General features: G+C 72.1%; 12 protein-coding genes. 8 read left to right on the top strand and 4 right to left on the bottom strand.

Annotation, left to right across the window (positions count from 1 at the left end; all coding sequences use genetic code 11):
• Positions 1–22 precede the first annotated feature (22 nt).
• Both JYK17_RS23930 and JYK17_RS23925 read right to left on the bottom strand, forming a co-directional pair.
• On the bottom strand, positions 23–1,636 hold the full coding sequence (locus JYK17_RS23930) for an NADH-quinone oxidoreductase subunit NuoF family protein (protein WP_108014634.1): 1,614 nt from the start codon (positions 1,634–1,636) through the stop codon (positions 23–25).
• Positions 1,633–2,943, bottom strand: a complete 1,311-nt coding sequence (locus tag JYK17_RS23925; protein ID WP_181362596.1) for a ferric reductase-like transmembrane domain-containing protein — start codon at positions 2,941–2,943, stop codon at positions 1,633–1,635. The genes JYK17_RS23930 and JYK17_RS23925 overlap by 4 nt, the downstream gene beginning before the upstream one ends.
• 420 nt (positions 2,944–3,363) lie before the next feature.
• Here JYK17_RS23925 and leuS point away from each other — a divergent pair, with 420 nt between their 5' ends.
• The 8 genes from leuS to holA all read left to right on the top strand — a co-directional run bounded on the left by leuS (position 3,364) and on the right by holA (position 14,172).
• Positions 3,364–6,234: a leucine--tRNA ligase gene (gene leuS, locus JYK17_RS23920; protein WP_108014632.1), complete on the top strand. Its 2,871-nt coding sequence runs from the start codon at positions 3,364–3,366 to the stop codon at positions 6,232–6,234.
• A gap of 166 nt (positions 6,235–6,400) precedes the next feature.
• On the top strand, positions 6,401–7,135 hold the full coding sequence (locus tag JYK17_RS23915) for a hypothetical protein (RefSeq protein ID WP_108014631.1): 735 nt from the start codon (positions 6,401–6,403) through the stop codon (positions 7,133–7,135).
• 72 nt (positions 7,136–7,207) lie between these two features.
• On the top strand, positions 7,208–8,053 hold the full coding sequence (locus tag JYK17_RS23910; protein ID WP_108014630.1) for a DegV family protein: 846 nt from the start codon (positions 7,208–7,210) through the stop codon (positions 8,051–8,053).
• Between the two features lie 117 nt (positions 8,054–8,170).
• Positions 8,171–9,268, top strand: coding sequence for a ComEA family DNA-binding protein (locus JYK17_RS23905; RefSeq protein ID WP_108014629.1), 1,098 nt, complete (start codon positions 8,171–8,173; stop codon positions 9,266–9,268).
• Positions 9,265–11,889, top strand: a complete 2,625-nt coding sequence (locus tag JYK17_RS23900) for a ComEC/Rec2 family competence protein (RefSeq protein WP_222811149.1) — start codon at positions 9,265–9,267, stop codon at positions 11,887–11,889. The genes JYK17_RS23905 and JYK17_RS23900 overlap by 4 nt, the downstream gene beginning before the upstream one ends.
• A gap of 4 nt (positions 11,890–11,893) precedes the next feature.
• A complete protein-coding gene (locus JYK17_RS23895; protein ID WP_108014627.1) occupies positions 11,894–12,685 on the top strand; it encodes an arylamine N-acetyltransferase family protein in 792 nt (263 codons plus the stop codon).
• Between the two features lie 84 nt (positions 12,686–12,769).
• Complete coding sequence (locus JYK17_RS23890; protein ID WP_108014780.1) at positions 12,770–13,015, top strand: hypothetical protein; 246 nt, start codon at positions 12,770–12,772, stop codon at positions 13,013–13,015.
• A 173-nt stretch (positions 13,016–13,188) separates the two neighbouring features.
• Entirely contained in the window at positions 13,189–14,172 is a 984-nt protein-coding gene (gene holA / locus JYK17_RS23885) for a DNA polymerase III subunit delta (RefSeq protein ID WP_181362595.1), read from the top strand.
• A 74-nt stretch (positions 14,173–14,246) separates the two neighbouring features.
• Here the strand turns inward: holA and JYK17_RS23880 are convergent, their stop codons facing one another.
• Both JYK17_RS23880 and JYK17_RS23875 read right to left on the bottom strand, forming a co-directional pair.
• Positions 14,247–14,435: an acyl-CoA carboxylase epsilon subunit gene (locus tag JYK17_RS23880; protein WP_108014626.1), complete on the bottom strand. Its 189-nt coding sequence runs from the start codon at positions 14,433–14,435 to the stop codon at positions 14,247–14,249.
• 32 nt (positions 14,436–14,467) lie between these two features.
• A partial coding sequence (locus tag JYK17_RS23875) for an acyl-CoA carboxylase subunit beta (RefSeq protein WP_308011700.1) occupies positions 14,468–15,300 on the bottom strand: 833 nt, incomplete at its 5' end.

Raw genomic sequence — 15,300 nt, 5'->3', positions numbered from 1 at the left:
TGCGGGGCCGGTTGCCCGCCGCTCAGCGGCCGAGCGCCCGCCGTCCGCGGCCCTGGGAGACGACCGGCAGATTGCGCGACGGCGCCTTGTCGCGCGGCGTCTCCTCCTCGATGCGCAGGGCCAGTGCCGGGCAGCGGCGCACCGCGCGCAGCGCCTTGGCCTCGGCGTAGCGCGGCACCTGTGCCTGGGCGACGGTCGGGAAACCGTCGGCGCCGAGCTCGAAGACCTCCGGGAGGATGTCCGCGCACAGGCCGTGGCCGCGGCACAGCGTCCAGTCGACGTAGATCTTCTGCCGGCTGGCTCCGGTCTCCGCGGGCTCCGCGCCGCCCGGGATGCCCGTGGGCATCTGACCGCCCTCGAAGAGCGGCAGGACGCCCTCCACGGGCCGTCCGCAGCCGTTGCCGAGGACATGCGCCGCGAGGTCGTCGGTGAACGCCTTGACGGTGGACTCCAGGAACATCGCGGAGCCGTCCGGGTGCGAGCACGCGCCGCGCCGCTTGACGTTCTTGGCGACCTGCTTGAGCGCCTCCAATGCGGCGGGGCCACCGCCGTTGAGGATGTCCTCCATGCCGCGCGCCGCGGCCGGCAGACCGAGGTAGCAGGGGCCGCACTGGCCCGCGCTCTCCTCGGCCAGCCACTGCGCCACCCGCAGCGACTCGCCCAGTGGGCAGGTCTCCTGACTGATCGGCAGAATCGCTCCCGCGCCGAGCGAACCGCCCACCGCGTCAAGGGAGTTGCGAGAGACGACCGCCTCGTTGACTGTCGCCGCGTCGATCCACTTGCCGTGGTAGCCGCCGGTCAGCACGCCCTGCGGGACCGGCGGGGCGCCGGCCAGCTGCAGGACGTAGCGCAGCGGTACGCCCGTCGGAACCTCGATCACCATGGGGCGGGCGACCGCGCCGGAGACCGTCAGCATGACGGTGCCGGGCTCGTCGTAGAGGCCGGTGTTGCCGTAGCGCTCGGGGCCGATGCGGGCGGCGATGGCGAGTTGGGCGAAGGTCTCGGCGTTGGACAGCAGGGTGGGCGCGCCGCCGACGCCGTTCTGCGAGGCGCTGACCTTGCGGCCGGGCGGGATGGCCGGGCCGCCGTCGATCGAGCGGATCAGGGAGGCGGCGGCGCCGGTGACCATGCGCACCGGGTTGCGCTGCACCCAGGCCTTCAGCGCGGAGCGGCGGCCGTTGCTCAGGCCGCGTTCGGAGAGCGCGGCCTCCATCGAGCGCTGCGTCGACTCACGGGTGACCCCCACCACGAGCGTGCGGGCACCCAGCGCCTCCGCGACCAGCAGAGCGCCGTCCAGGATCAGGTGCGGGGCACGGTTGATCAGCACCGTGTCCTTGCGGCAGGCCGGTTCGTCCTCGCTGCCGTTGACGACGACGACCGGGCGCACACCGCGCTTGATCGCCGACTCGGCCACCGAGCGCAGCTTCTTGTGGAACGGGAAGCCCGCTCCGCCGCGGCCCTTCAGATTGATGTTCTCGGCCAGCTTCGCGAGTTGCTCGCCGCCCAGGGGCTCGAGCGGGCCGTGCACCTTGAGGTGCATGGACAGGTCGAGCCGTTCGACAAGGTCGAAGCCAGACGTGAGTTGCGGAAGCCCGACCACGCGGACTTCTGGAACGTCGGGCAGGGCCTCGTTCACCTATAGCCTCCGGAAGGCGTGTTCCAAGGTTCGCCCGAACCCGGTGTGTCGTAGGACGTACCGGGCGTTGATTCATTGGCGGGACCGCTGTTGTACGTGTCGTTCGGGTTGTACGTGCCGTAGAGGTTGTTTGTCTCACCGGTGTCGTACACATCACTGTTGCGATAGGCGGCCGTGCCCGAATTGCCATAGGCCGGGATGTTGTATCCGGTGTCCTGCATCGGGTCGTACGCCGACGGGGGCGCCTCGCCGACCGGCGGGGGCGAGGGGACCGGCCAGCTGCCGGTGCCGCCGTCCGCGCGCGGGATCGGCCCCGTCGCCTGCATGTCCTGGGGCAGGTCCATGCGGGCGGTCTGGTCGGCCCCGTAGGACTGCCCGCCGCCCTGCTGTTGCGGGGTGACGGCGCGGTAGGCGGCCGCGAAGCCGTTCGCGGCCTCCGGGGTCATGGTGCGGGCGGCCGGGGCCTCGTAGCGGGGCATGCTGCCGGTGTCGGTGGCGGGCTGCTTGGGGGCCCGCCGGCCCTCGTAGCCGGGCAGTGCGGAGGGGGCCTCGGAGGCGCGTGCGCGGCTGGTCTCCAGGTCGTCGCGGACCGGTACCGGCTCGTTGCCCAGGAACAGGGCGAGGCGGTCGGCGACCTTCCGCTTGAACGGGCGCGGAGCCGCGCGCAGGGCGAGGGCCGCGGCGACGGCGACCACGCACAGCTCGTACGAGACCATGAAGAACGTCTTCGCCGGGCGTCCCGCGTACAGGCCGTGGATCAGGGCCGCGCACCAGGACGGGTAGGCCAGCATGTGCATCGCGCGCCAGCGGGCGGCGATCGGGGCGGGGGAGGCGAACTGGTTGCGCAGGGCGCCGGTGATGCCGACGAAGATCATGAGGTAGGCGGCCAGCGAGCCCATGCCGATCAGGGTGGCGCTGCCCGGGTTGGCGCCGCCGGTGCCGGTGAACAGCCAGCCGAAGGGGATCAGGGCGGCGATCCAGTCGGCGTGGTCCAGGGCGAGCTTGACCCCGATGTGGATCAGGAGGAACGCGATCGAGGCGACGGCGGTCACGCGGTGGATGCCCTGCGCCACGATGCGCTGGCGGATGTTGAGGATGAGCCGGTCCTGGGCCACCAGGCCCCAGATCACCGAGCAGGTGAGGCAGACGAGCGACAGGACGCCCGCACCGAAGTTGAGGAACTGCTGCAGCCAGTCGCCGCCGAGGAGGACGACGACGGGTATGAGCAGCAGGATGACAGCCGACGCCACCCCGTAGGCCGACCGGCCCGGTTTGGGGAGCGTGCTGTTGCTACGACGAGGGTTCATGGGGGCAACTCCGAGCAGTTTCGGGAAAGCGGTCCCGCTGCCGAACTCTAGGTGGCGCCATACCGATGGGTACGAGGTTTGAGTTATTGGGTTGTTATGCAAGGGCAGTGGAGTCGTTGTGTTGTCCTGGTGTCGGGTGTTACGCGAAGTAACTTTTGACTTCTGTTCAGTTGTTGTCCGGATCCGGCACCGGGACCAGAGACCCATACGGAAGCGCGTCGCATCGTGCTCAAGCGCTGCGGTACCCTAACCGCATGCGTGCCGTACGCCTTCTGCTTAGCGAGCCGCGCTGATCAGTCCCGACCGCCGGGCGACCCGGATGGTCGGAATCGGCGCGGCGTCCCCTCCTGTGCGAGGGGATTTTTCATTTCCGGGAAGTCGCAGCAGTCGGCAGAGACGATCGATGGAGCTTTGAGGACCATGAGCGAGACGAACCCCGCTGCCGCCGCCGAGGTGGCAGCGCCGCACCGCTACACGGCCGCCATGGCGGCCGAGATCGAGGCACGCTGGCAGGACGTCTGGGACGCCGAGGGCACCTACGCGGCGCCGAACCCCGAGGGCGATCTGGCCGGTGACCCGGCCGTCGTCGCGCGGCCCAAGAAGTTCATCATGGACATGTTCCCGTACCCCTCCGGTGCGGGCCTGCACGTCGGCCACCCGCTGGGCTACATCGCCACCGACGTCTACGCCCGCTTCCAGCGCATGACCGGGCACAACGTCCTGCACACCCTGGGCTTCGACGCCTTCGGCCTGCCCGCCGAGCAGTACGCCGTGCAGACCGGCACGCACCCGCGCGTGTCCACCGAGTCCAACATCGTGAACATGAAGTCCCAGCTGCGCCGGCTGGGCCTGGGCCACGACAAGCGCCGGTCGTTCGCCACGATCGACCCGGACTACTACAAGTGGACCCAGTGGATCTTCCTGCAGATCTTCAACTCCTGGTACGACGAGGAGTCCGGCAAGGCCCGCCCGATCGCGCAGCTGATCGCCCAGTTCGAGTCGGGTGAGCGCGCGGTTCCCGGCGGCCGCACCTGGAGCGCGCTGAGCGCCGGCGAGCGCGCCGACATCCTGGGCGAGTACCGCCTGGCGTACGCCTCCGACGCCCCCGTCAACTGGTGCCCGGGCCTGGGCACCGTGCTGGCCAACGAGGAGGTCACCGCCGACGGACGCTCCGAGCGCGGCAACTTCCCCGTCTTCAAGGCCAAGCTGCGCCAGTGGAACATGCGCATCACCGCCTACGCCGACCGGCTGCTGGACGACCTGGAGGAGCTGGACTGGCCCGAGGCGATCAAGTTGCAGCAGCGCAACTGGATCGGCCGCTCCGAGGGCGCCCGCGTCGACTTCCCGATCGACGGTGAGCGCATCACGGTCTTCACCACGCGCCCCGACACCCTGTTCGGCGCCACCTACATGGTGCTGGCCCCCGAGCACCCGCTGGTCGAGAAGTTCACCCCGGCCGCCTGGCCCGAGGGCACCCACGACGTGTGGACCGGCGGTCACGCGACCCCGTCCGAGGCCGTCGCCGCCTACCGCGCGCAGGCCGCCGCCAAGTCGGACGTCGAGCGGCAGGCCGAGGCCAAGGACAAGACCGGCGTCTTCATCGGCGCGTACGCGACCAACCCGGTCAACGGCGAGCAGATCCCCGTCTTCATCGCCGACTACGTCCTGATGGGCTACGGCACCGGCGCGATCATGGCCGTCCCCGCCCACGACACGCGTGACTTCGAGTTCGCGCGCGCCTTCGAGCTGCCGATCAAGTGTGTCGTCGAGCCGACCGACGGCCGCGGCACCGACACCTCCGCCTGGGACGAGGCCTTCGTGTCGTACGACGCGAAGATCGTCAACTCCACGGGCGAGGGCGTATCCCTGGACGGCCTGGGCGTCGTGGACGCCAAGGCGCGCATCACCGAGTGGCTGGCCCGCAAGGGCATCGGCGAGGGCACGGTCAACTTCCGACTGCGCGACTGGCTGTTCAGCCGCCAGCGCTACTGGGGCGAGCCGTTCCCGATCGTCTACGACGAGGAGGGCATCGCCCACGCGCTGCCCGAGTCCATGCTGCCGCTGGAGCTGCCCGAGGTCGACGACTACTCGCCGCGCACCTTCGACCCGGACGACGCCGACACCGAGCCCGAGACGCCGCTGTCGCGCAACGAGGACTGGGTGCACGTCACCCTGGACCTGGGCGACGGGCCGAAGAAGTACCGGCGCGAGACCAACACCATGCCCAACTGGGCCGGTTCGTGCTGGTACGAACTGCGCTACCTGGACCCGCACAACAGCGAGCGGCTGGTCGACCCGGAGATCGAGCAGTACTGGATGGGCCCGCGCGAGGGTCAGCCGCACGGCGGCGTCGACCTGTACGTCGGCGGCGCCGAACACGCCGTACTGCACCTGCTGTACGCCCGCTTCTGGTCCAAGGTCCTGTTCGACCTGGGGCACGTCTCCTCCGCGGAGCCGTTCCACAAGCTGTTCAACCAGGGCATGATCCAGGCCTACGTCTACCGCGACAGCCGCGGCATCGCGGTGCCCGCCGCCGAGGTGGAGGAGCGCGACGGCGCGTACTACTACCAGGGCGAGAAGGTCTCCCGGCTGCTGGGCAAGATGGGCAAGTCCCTGAAGAACGCGGTCACTCCGGACGAGATCTGCGCCGAGTACGGCGCCGACACGCTGCGCCTGTACGAGATGGCGATGGGCCCGCTGGACGTCTCGCGGCCGTGGGACACGCGCGCGGTGGTGGGCCAGTTCCGGCTGCTGCAGCGGCTGTGGCGCAACGTCGTCGACGAGGCGACCGGCGCCGTGACGGTGGTGGACGCCGAGCCCGACGAGGACACGCTGCGCGCCCTGCACAAGGCGATCGACGGCGTACGCCAGGACCTGGAGGGCCTGCGCTTCAACACCGCCATCGCCAAGGTCACCGAGCTGAACAACCACCTGACCAAGGCGGGAGGCCCCGTGCCGCGCTCGGTCGCCGAGCCGCTGGTGCTGCTGGTCGCGCCGCTGGCCCCGCACATCGCCGAGGAACTGTGGCGCAAGCTGGGCCACACCGACTCGGTCGTCCACCAGGACTTTCCGGTCGCCGACCCGCGCTACGTCGTGGACGAGTCCGTGACCTGCGTCGTGCAGATCAAGGGCAAGGTCAAGGCGCGGCTGGAGGTCTCGCCGTCCATCTCCGAGGAGGAGCTGGAGAAGGTCGCGCTGGAGGACGAGAAGGTCGTCGCGGCACTGGACGGGGCGGGCATCCGCAAGGTGATCGTGCGGGCGCCGAAGCTGGTGAACATCGTCACGGCGTAGGGCTATGGCGTCGGCGGGAGCGCGGGCGCCGGCGGCCTGGGGCGTGAGCGCATCCGGGTAGTCCCCTACGGGCAGGTTCGGGGTTCTTCTGGAACTCCGTACCTGCCCGTCTCGTTTACCGTGGAAGAGCGGCGCGGGCGTGCCGCGGGTGCCGAGGAGGAGCGACGTGGAAGCAGTGATCGCAGTGTTCGCGCTGCTCTTCGTGCTCTTCCTGGGCCTGGGGGTCTACGCCACGGTGAAGGTGGTGGGCGCCGCCAAGCGCGGCGTGGACCGGACCATCTCGCAGGCCCGCCGCACGGTCGAGGACCACACCCTGCGCGCCAAGTCCATCGCCCAGCCGGGACCGGCGGGCGAGCTGGCCCAACTGCGCCTGAAGCTGCGCACGTCGATGCGCGCGACCCAGGACGCGCTGTACGCGGGCGTGCCCGAGGACGAGTCCCTCAAGGAAGCCGTGGGCCTCTTCGAGCGCCTCAGCGCCCACGGACACGAACTGGACGGCGAACTCAAGCGCCTGGAGGCGGAGCCGGACCGCAAAACGCTCGCCGAGCGGCTGCCCGGCCTGCGCGAGCGCACCGAGCGCATCACGCACTCCGCGGACTCGCTGCGCTGGGCCGCACGCGACCGGGCGCACCGCTTCGCCGACGACGACCTGGACGCCCTGAGCACCCAGATAGACGTGGAGGCCGGCGCCCTGCGGCACTGGACGCGCGAGGAGCCCGCGGCCGCGCCCTCGCAGTGGCCCGACGCCCCGCCCGCCGACCTGGCGACGGCGCAGCAGACCTGGCCGGAGACACCCCGGTCGGCCACGGCCGAGGAGCCGACGCGGGCCGCCATCACCCCACCGGGACAGCGCCCGGCCTACCCATGGCAGAAGAAGCCCCGCCCCGAGAGCACTACTTGATCCGGTCAAGGGCATACCAGGTGAGAGGGGCCGGGCTGCCGCCCGGCCGCTACGGCAGGTAACCTCCAGCTCATGTCCCGCCATGTCGCGATCGTCACCGATTCAACGGCCTACCTGCCGCCGCGGACGATGGAGCGCCACGGCATCACAGCGGTACCCCTGACGGTGGTCCTCGGTGACCGGGCACTGGAGGAGGGCACCGAGATCTCGACCCGGTCGCTGGCCCAGGCCCTCCAGAAACGGCGTCCCGTCACCACCTCGCGCCCGAGCCCCGAGCTGTTCGCCGAGACCTATCGCAAGGTCGCCGAGTCCGGCGCGAGCGGCATCGTCTCCCTCCATCTGTCGGCCGAGCTGTCGGGCACGTACGACGCCGCGGTCATGGCGGCGCGCGAGGCGCCGGTGCCGGTGCGGGTGGTGGACACCGGGACGGTCGCGATGGCCCTCGGGTTCTGCGCGCTCGCCGCGGCGGAGGCGGCGGAGTCGGGCGGCACGGTGGACGAGGCCGTCACGGCCGCCGAGAAGCGGGCCTCCGGCACATGCGCCTACTTCTACGTCGACACCCTCGACTACTTGCGCCGCGGCGGCCGGATCGGCGCCGCCCAGGCCCTGTTGGGCTCGGCGCTCGCCGTGAAACCGCTGCTGCAGCTGGACGACGGCCGGATCGAACTCCTGGAGAAGGTGCGCACCGCGTCCAGGGCGATCGCTCGCCTCGAAGAGATCGCGGCCGACCGTGCCGGCAGCGCGCCGGTCGACATCGCGGTCCACCATCTCGCCGCCCCCGAGCGGGCGTCGGCCCTCGCGGACCGGTTGCGGACGCGGGTGACCGGGGTGGCGGATCTGCATGTGAGCGAGGTGGGAGCGGTGATCGGGGCGCACACCGGGCCCGGGTTGCTCGGGGTCGTCGTCTCGCCGCGCTGACCTGCCGCGCGCCTGCCCCCGCCCGTCCGGGTGAGGGAGTTTTCCACAACCGCCCGGCCGTCCACGGGAATTGAGCAAGATCATCGCGAGTTCGGTGATCTGTCCGATCCTCGCCGCATGGCACTTCGATCACACTCACCACGTACAGCGACCGTCTCCAGCGGGCCGGGGCGGGGTCCCGCCACCGATGGGCGGATCCGTCGACAGCGGTTGCCGATCCACGGCGGGGCCGGGCGGCGGCGGCATGGATCGGCCGAGGAGGTCCGCAGGCGCGCGGAGTTGTTGTTTCCGGGGCGGGGGCAGGAGTGGCGGGAGTGGCGGGAATCGGGGGCGGGGCCGCCGAGGGATCCGGGGGATTCGGGGCCTCCGGGGGGTTTGGATCCTGCTGAGCAGGAGCCGGGGCCTGTCGAGGAGCCGGGGTTGTCGGCGCCTCGTGTTGAGGAGTGTGGGCGGCCGGATCTGCGGCAGCCCGCGTCGGGGTTCCGCGCGTCCTCCGGAGCCTGGCGGGCGCGGGCCGGGCTGGCTCTGCGGGAGCGGATGCCGTTGTGGCTGCAGACGCGGTGCGGGCTGGAGCGGCGCAGTGTTCTCGCGCTCTCGGTGCTGCTCGTCGTCGCCGCCGTCTTCGCCGTCCAGCACTTCTGGACCGGGCGGACACAGTCCGTGCGGGCGCCCGAAGTGGTGCGGGCGGCAACCCCGTTCGGGGAACGGAAGGGGAGCGGTGCGTCCGAGCCGGACGGTCCGACCGGGGCGCCCGGTGCCCCGCGCTCGGCCGGGGCCGAGATCGTCGTGGACGTCTCGGGCAAGGTTCGTGAGCCCGGGATCCACCGGCTGCCCGCCGGGTCGCGTGTCGTCGACGCGCTGCGCGCGGCCGGAGGGGTGCGTCCCGGCACGAAACTGGACGGGCTGAACAGGGCCCGTTTCCTCGTGGACGGGGAGCAGGTGATCGTCGGCGCCCCCGCGGCTCCGGCGCCTGCCGCGGCCGCCGGCGGCTCGTCCGGTACGGCGGCGGGAGGTGCGCCCGCGGCCCCGGTCTCGCTCAGCACCGCCACCGTGGACCAGCTCGACACCCTGCCCGGCGTCGGCCCCGTGCTCGCCCAGCACATCGTCGACTACCGCACGCGGCACGGCGGCTTCCGCTCGGTGGACGAGCTGCGCGACGTCAACGGCATCGGCGACCGCCGCTTCGCCGATCTCCGCGATCTCGTACGGCCATGAGGCGCGCTCCCGCTCCTCCGGCTCGCCAGGCCGTCCATGCCGCGGCCGCGGGACGGCTCGGCGCGGCGCACCCACGGCAGGAGGGGCCGACGGATCTGCGTCTGGTACCGCCCGCGCTCGCGGCCTGGGCGACGGCCGCGGCGACGCTGGGCGCGACGCCGGGGTGGGTCACGGGTGTCGCGGTGGTGTGCACGGCCGCGGCTGCGGTGCTGCTGGCGGTGCGCCGACGAGGGGTGCTCCTGGGTGTGCCCGGTGGCCCAGGGCGGTGGCCGCGGGTCTCTGCCGCCGCCGTGCTGCTCTGCGTCGCCGGGGCCGCCGTCTCCGCCGGACTGCACGGAGCCGATGTAAGGCGCGGACCCGTGCCCCAACTGGCGCGGCAGTACGCCATGGTGATTGCCGAGGTCGAGATCACCTCCGACCCCCGGCTCACCCGGCCCCGGATCAGAGGGGACCACGCGGTGCCGGCCTCCGTGGTGATGGACGCGGAGGTACGGCGGGTGGAGAAGGCGGACGGGACGGCGGTGGTCACGCGTACGCCGGTGCTGGTGATCGTGGATGCGCGAGCGGGCGGGCCTGGTTCGGAGGGGGGAGCGGATGGGTCCGGTTCGGTGGCGGAGGCGGAGGGGAAGACGGGGGCGGGGAAGGGGGCGGAGGCGGGCGATGGGCGGGCCCCCGCTTCGGGATCACGCTCGCCCTGGCTCGACCTGCTGCCCTCCACCCACGTGCGGATCAGGGCCAGGTCGGCGCCCGCCGCGGTCGGGGGTGACCGGATCGCGGGGGTGCTGCGGGTACGGGGGCACGGGCCGCCGGAGGTGGTGACCGGTCCTTCGGGGGTGCAGCGGTTCGCGGGGCGGCTGCGGGCCGGGCTGCGGGAGGCGACCGACGGGTTGCCGGGCGACGCGCGGGCGCTGCTGCCGGGACTGGTCGTCGGGGACACCTCGCGGATCACCCCGGAGCTGGACGAGGCCTTCAAGGAGACCGACCTCACGCATCTGCTCGCGGTGTCCGGCAGCAACCTCACGATCATCCTCGCCCTGCTCCTCGGACCGCCGGGCACGGCCCAGCGGGCGGAGCGGCGGGGGCTCGCACCGCGGCTCGGCATTCCGCTGCGGACGACCGCGGTGCTCGGCGGGGCGCTGACGCTCGGGTTCGTGGTGGTGTGCCGACCGGATCCGAGTGTGCTGCGGGCGGCGGCCTGCGGGAGCGTCGTGCTGCTGGCCCTGGCAACCGGACGCCGCAGGTCGCTGATCCCGGCGCTGGCGGCGGCGGTGCTGCTGCTCGTGCTCTACGACCCCTGGCTGTCGCGGAGTTACGGCTTCCTGCTCTCCGTACTGGCCACCGGCGCCCTGCTCACGGTTGCTCCGCGCTGGAGCGAGGCGCTGCGGCGGCGCCGGGTTCCGCCGAGGCTCGCCGAGGGGCTGGCCGCGGCGGCGGCAGCGCAGGTGTTGTGCGCGCCGGTCGTCGCCGTGCTGTCGGCGCGGGTGAGTCTGGTGGCGGTGCCGTGCAATCTGCTCGCGGAGGTCGCGGTGGCGCCTGCCACGGTGCTGGGATTCGCGGCGCTTGCGACGGCCCCGGTGCTGATGCCGGCGGCCAAGGCGCTTGCCTGGTGCGCGAGTTGGCCCGCCTCCTGGATCGCGGACATCGCCCGCACCGGGGCCGCGCTGCCGGGCGGGGGAGTGGACTGGCCGGGCAGCTGGAGCGGGGCGGCCCTGCTCGCCCTGGCCACGGCGGCCGTCCTGCTGGTCGGCCGACGGCTGCTGAGACATCCCTGGCTGTGCGCGGCCTGCGGGGCGCTGCTCGTGCTCGTCGTCGTGCAGCCGCCGCCCCTGACCAGGGTGATCACGGGGTGGCCGCCTCCGGGATGGCGGTTCGCGGTGTGCGATGTGGGGCAGGGCGACGCGACGGTGCTCGCGGCGGGGGACGGCAGTGGCGTCGTGGTGGACGCCGGGCCCGATCCGACGCTCGTCGACCACTGTCTGCGCACGCTCGGCATCACCCGCATCCCGCTCGTCGTGCTGACCCACTTCCACGCCGATCATGTGGCCGGGCTGCCCGGTGTGCTGCGGGGGCGTTCGGTGGGGGCGATCGAGACGACAAGCTTCGAGGAGCCGGCGGACCAGGTGGCGTCGGTCCGCAGGGAGGCCGCGGCCCGGCACATTCCGCTGACCGTGGCCACGGCTGGGGAGGAGCGGCGCACTGGTTCGCTGTCCTGGCGGGTGCTGTGGCCGCCGCCGCGCCCGGCACCGGATCCGGACGGGCCGAACGACGCGAGCGTCGCCCTGCTGGTCAGGACCGCCGGGCTCCGCCTGCTGCTGCTCGGGGATCTCGAACCCCCGGCTCAGCAGGCCCTGTTGAGGTCACCGCAAGGGGCACTGCTGGGTGGCGTGGACGTGCTCAAGGTGGCGCATCACGGCTCGGCGTACCAGGACCCGGAGCTGATACGCAGGGTGGCGCCACGGCTGGCGCTCATCAGCTGTGGTGAGCACAACCTGTACGGCCATCCCGCTCCCAGCACGGTCGCGGCGCTGCGGGCCGAGGGTGCGGTGGTGCTGCGGACGGACCAGGACGGGGCGCTCGCGGTCGCGGGGGCGGGCGGGGGGTTGCGGGTGGCGACAGACTGAGGGCATGGACATCGAACAGGCCGACGCCTACCTCAGCCGCCTGGGGATCGGGCCTGCGGACCGGCCCACCACTCCCACCGCCGAGGTGCTGCGCGAGCTGCAGCTGCGCCATCTGCGGACCGTGCCCTTCGAGAACCTGTCGGTGCACCTCGGCGAGGAGATCGTGCTGGAGGAGGACCGGCTGGTGGAGAAGGTGGTGGGGGCGCGGCGGGGAGGGTTCTGCTACGAACTCAACGGTGCGTTCGGGGCGTTGCTCAAAGAGCTCGGGTTCGGGGTCACGCTGCTCGCGGCGCGGGTGCACGGGGACGAGGGGCGCCTAGGGATCCCGTACGACCATCTCGCGCTGCGGGTGCGGACGGCGGACGGGGCCGAGTGGCTGGCGGACGTGGGCTTCGGGGCGCACAGCCACTATCCGCTGGCGTTCGCGGAGAGGGGGGAGCAGAAGGACCCGGCCGGTGTGTTCCGGATCGTCGAGGCCGGGCCCGACCTGGATGTGCTGTTCGACGGCAGGCCGCAGTACCGGCTGGAGGTGCGGCCCCGTGAGCTCGGTGACTTCGTGGCCGGGGCGTGGTGGCACAGCACCTCGCCCAGGTCGCACTTCGTGCGGTCGCTGGTGTGCTCACGGGTGACGGAGGACGGCGGGAGGATCACGCTCAGCGGGCGCACCTTCAAGAGCACCGGTGCCGATGGGGTGCGGGAGGAGCGGGAGTTGGGATCGGACGAGGAGGTGCTCGGGGTGTACCGGGAGCGGTTCGGGATCGAGCTGGGGTCGGTGCCGACCGTTCGCAAGGGGTGACTGTCCGTTCGCGAGGGGTGACTGTGCATTGGCCTGTGCAGCGACCTGTGCGGTGCCCTGCGCGTCTGTCGGACAATGGCCGGTGTGAGTGATGTGAGACATGTGCTGGTGCTGCCCGACCGGGATGCCGCCGAGGAGGTGGCTCAGGAGCTCGGGGAGCGGTTCGGGGTCATGGAGGAGCCGCAGCTGGTGCGGGATGCCCTGGCCGGGGAGGACGATGCCGAGGACGCGCAGTGGTTGGTTGTTCTGCGGGATGAGGCGGGGCGGTTGGATCCCGGGGAGCTGGATGCTTTTGCGGGGGAGTGGGAGGGCTGGCGCGAGGAGCCGTAGGTTTTGGCAATTCCGCCGGTTCCGCCGGGTCAGCGTGTGCCGCCGGTTCGCCTTGGGCCTGCCCGTTCAGTGGCGGCTGCGGGTCGGGTGTGGCTGGGCGCGCAGTTCCCCGCGCCCCTTGCGGTGCGGCCGTGGACGTTGCGTTGTCAGTGCTGCGTGACATGCTGGGCGCGATGGCCAGGAAGACTTCGAATGACGATCCTCTCGCCCCGGTGACGCTTGCCGTGGGCCAGGAGGAGCTTCTGCTTGATCGTGCTGTGCGGGAGGTGGTGGCTGCTGCCCGGGCTGCCGACGCCGACACGGATGTGCGGGACCTGGCTTCGGACCAGTTGCAGCCCGGCACGCTCGCCGAGCTGACCAGTCCCTCGCTCTTCGCCGAGCGCAAGGTCGTGGTCGTGCGCAACGCGCAGGATCTCTCGGCCGACACGGTCAAGGACGTGAAGGCGTATCTCGGGGCGCCCGCCGAGGAGATCACCCTCGTGCTGCTGCACGCGGGCGGAGCCAAGGGCAAGGGGCTGCTCGACGCCGCCCGCAAGGCCGGTGCGCGGGAGGTGGCCTGTCCGAAGATGACCAAGCCGGCCGACCGGCTGGCCTTCGTGCGCGGTGAGTTCAGGGCGGCCGGGCGGTCGGCAACGGCCGAGGCCTGCCAGGCACTCGTCGACTCCATCGGGAGCGATCTGCGGGAGCTTGCGTCCGCCGTCTCGCAGCTGGTCGCCGACGTGGAGGGGACCATCGACGAGGCGGTCGTCGGGCGGTACTACACCGGGCGGGCCGAGGCCTCCAGCTTCACCGTCGCCGACCGGGCCGTGGAAGGGCGGGCGGCCGAGGCACTGGAGGCCCTGCGCTGGGCCCTGTCGACCGGCGTCGCGCCCGTGCTGATCACCAGTGCGCTCGCGCAGGGTGTGCGGGCGATCGGCAAGCTCTCGTCCGCGCGCGGCGGGCGCCCGGCCGATCTGGCGCGGGAGCTGGGCATGCCCCCGTGGAAGATCGACCGGGTGCGCCAGCAGATGCGGGGCTGGACACCGGACGGAGTGTCGGTCGCGCTGCGCGCGGTGGCCGACGCCGACGCCGGGGTGAAGGGCGGCGGGGACGATCCCGAGTACGCCCTGGAGAAGGCGGTCGTCACGATCGCCCGCGCCGCACGCAGCCGGCGTTAGCCCCTCAGCTCCTCAACTACTCAGCCCGGTCCCGCCCCTCACGCCGGTCCCCCCGGCCCCGCTCGCCCCGGTGCTCATGCCGCCTCCTGCCAACTGGTCGGGTGGGTGTAGGACGGGCGGCGCCAGGCCGCCAGGGGGGTGACCGGGGCGGGCATCGGTTCCGGGGTGTTGAGGGCCAGGAGGACGACGGCGAGGGCGGCGAGTTCGGACTCGGTGGGTGTGCCGCGCACCACGCGGAACAGTGGTTCGTCGGACAGGGGCATACGGTCTCCTTCGCGGTGGACTGCCGGTGCGGTCACTGGGGCTGGTTGCCGTGCTTGCGGGCCGGAAGGTCCGCGTGCTTGGTGCGGAGCATCGCCAGGGCCGAAGCCAGCACCGCCCGCGTCTCGGCGGGGTCGATCACGTCGTCGACCAGGCCGCGCTCGGCCGCGTAGTAGGGGTGCATCAGCTCCGTCCTGTACTCCTTGATCTTCTGGGCGCGGACCGTCTCCGGGTCGTCCGAGGCGGCGATCTCGCGGCGGAAGATGACGTTGGCGGCGCCCTCCGCGCCCATCACCGCGATCTCGTTGGTGGGCCAGGCGAGGGTGAGGTCGGCGCCGATGGACTGGGAGTCCATGACGATGTAGGCGCCGCCGTAGGCCTTGCGCAGGATCAGTGAGATGCGGGGCACGGTCGCGTTGCAGTAGGCGTAGAGGAGCTTCGCGCCGTGGCGGATGATGCCGCCGTGCTCCTGGTCGACGCCCGGCAGGAAGCCCGGTACGTCGACCAGGGTGACCAGCGGGATGTTGAAGGAGTCGCAGAACTGCACGAAGCGGGCCGCCTTCTCGCTCGCCCCGATGTCCAGCACACCCGCAAGGGACTGGGGCTGGTTGGCGATCAGTCCGACGACGTGGCCGTCGAGCCGGGCCAGGGCGCACAGCACATTGGGCGACCAGCGTTCGTGGATCTCCAGGTACTCGCCGTTGTCGACGATCTCCTCGATCACCCGGCGCATGTCGTAGGGCCGGTTGCCGTCCGCCGGGACCAGCTCCGTCAGGGCCTCGGTGCGCCGCGCCGCCGGGTCGCCGCCGTCGGCGGTGGGTGGTGCCTCCCGGTTGTTCTGCGGGAGGAGGGAGAGGAGGTAGCGGA

It is taken from the genome of Streptomyces plumbidurans, from assembly GCF_019857225.1.
GTDB classification, from domain to species: Bacteria; Actinomycetota; Actinomycetes; order Streptomycetales; family Streptomycetaceae; genus Streptomyces; species Streptomyces plumbidurans.
Note: the sequence above shows the minus strand (reverse complement) of the source record. Positions and strands in the feature narration are given on the sequence as shown.

What these genes read in the sequence shown, in the direction of transcription:
- JYK17_RS23925 (WP_181362596.1), bottom strand. Translation starts at nt 2,943, where the DNA reads ATGAACCCTCGTCGTAGCAACAGCACGCTCCCCAAACCGGGCCGGTCG.
- leuS (WP_108014632.1), top strand. Translation starts at nt 3,364, where the DNA reads ATGAGCGAGACGAACCCCGCTGCCGCCGCCGAGGTGGCAGCGCCGCAC.
- JYK17_RS23910 (WP_108014630.1), top strand. Translation starts at nt 7,208, where the DNA reads ATGTCCCGCCATGTCGCGATCGTCACCGATTCAACGGCCTACCTGCCG.
- JYK17_RS23905 (WP_108014629.1), top strand. Translation starts at nt 8,171, where the DNA reads ATGGCACTTCGATCACACTCACCACGTACAGCGACCGTCTCCAGCGGG.
- JYK17_RS23900 (WP_222811149.1), top strand. Translation starts at nt 9,265, where the DNA reads ATGAGGCGCGCTCCCGCTCCTCCGGCTCGCCAGGCCGTCCATGCCGCG.
- JYK17_RS23895 (WP_108014627.1), top strand. Translation starts at nt 11,894, where the DNA reads ATGGACATCGAACAGGCCGACGCCTACCTCAGCCGCCTGGGGATCGGG.
- holA (WP_181362595.1), top strand. Translation starts at nt 13,189, where the DNA reads ATGGCCAGGAAGACTTCGAATGACGATCCTCTCGCCCCGGTGACGCTT.
- JYK17_RS23880 (WP_108014626.1), bottom strand. Translation starts at nt 14,435, where the DNA reads ATGCCCCTGTCCGACGAACCACTGTTCCGCGTGGTGCGCGGCACACCC.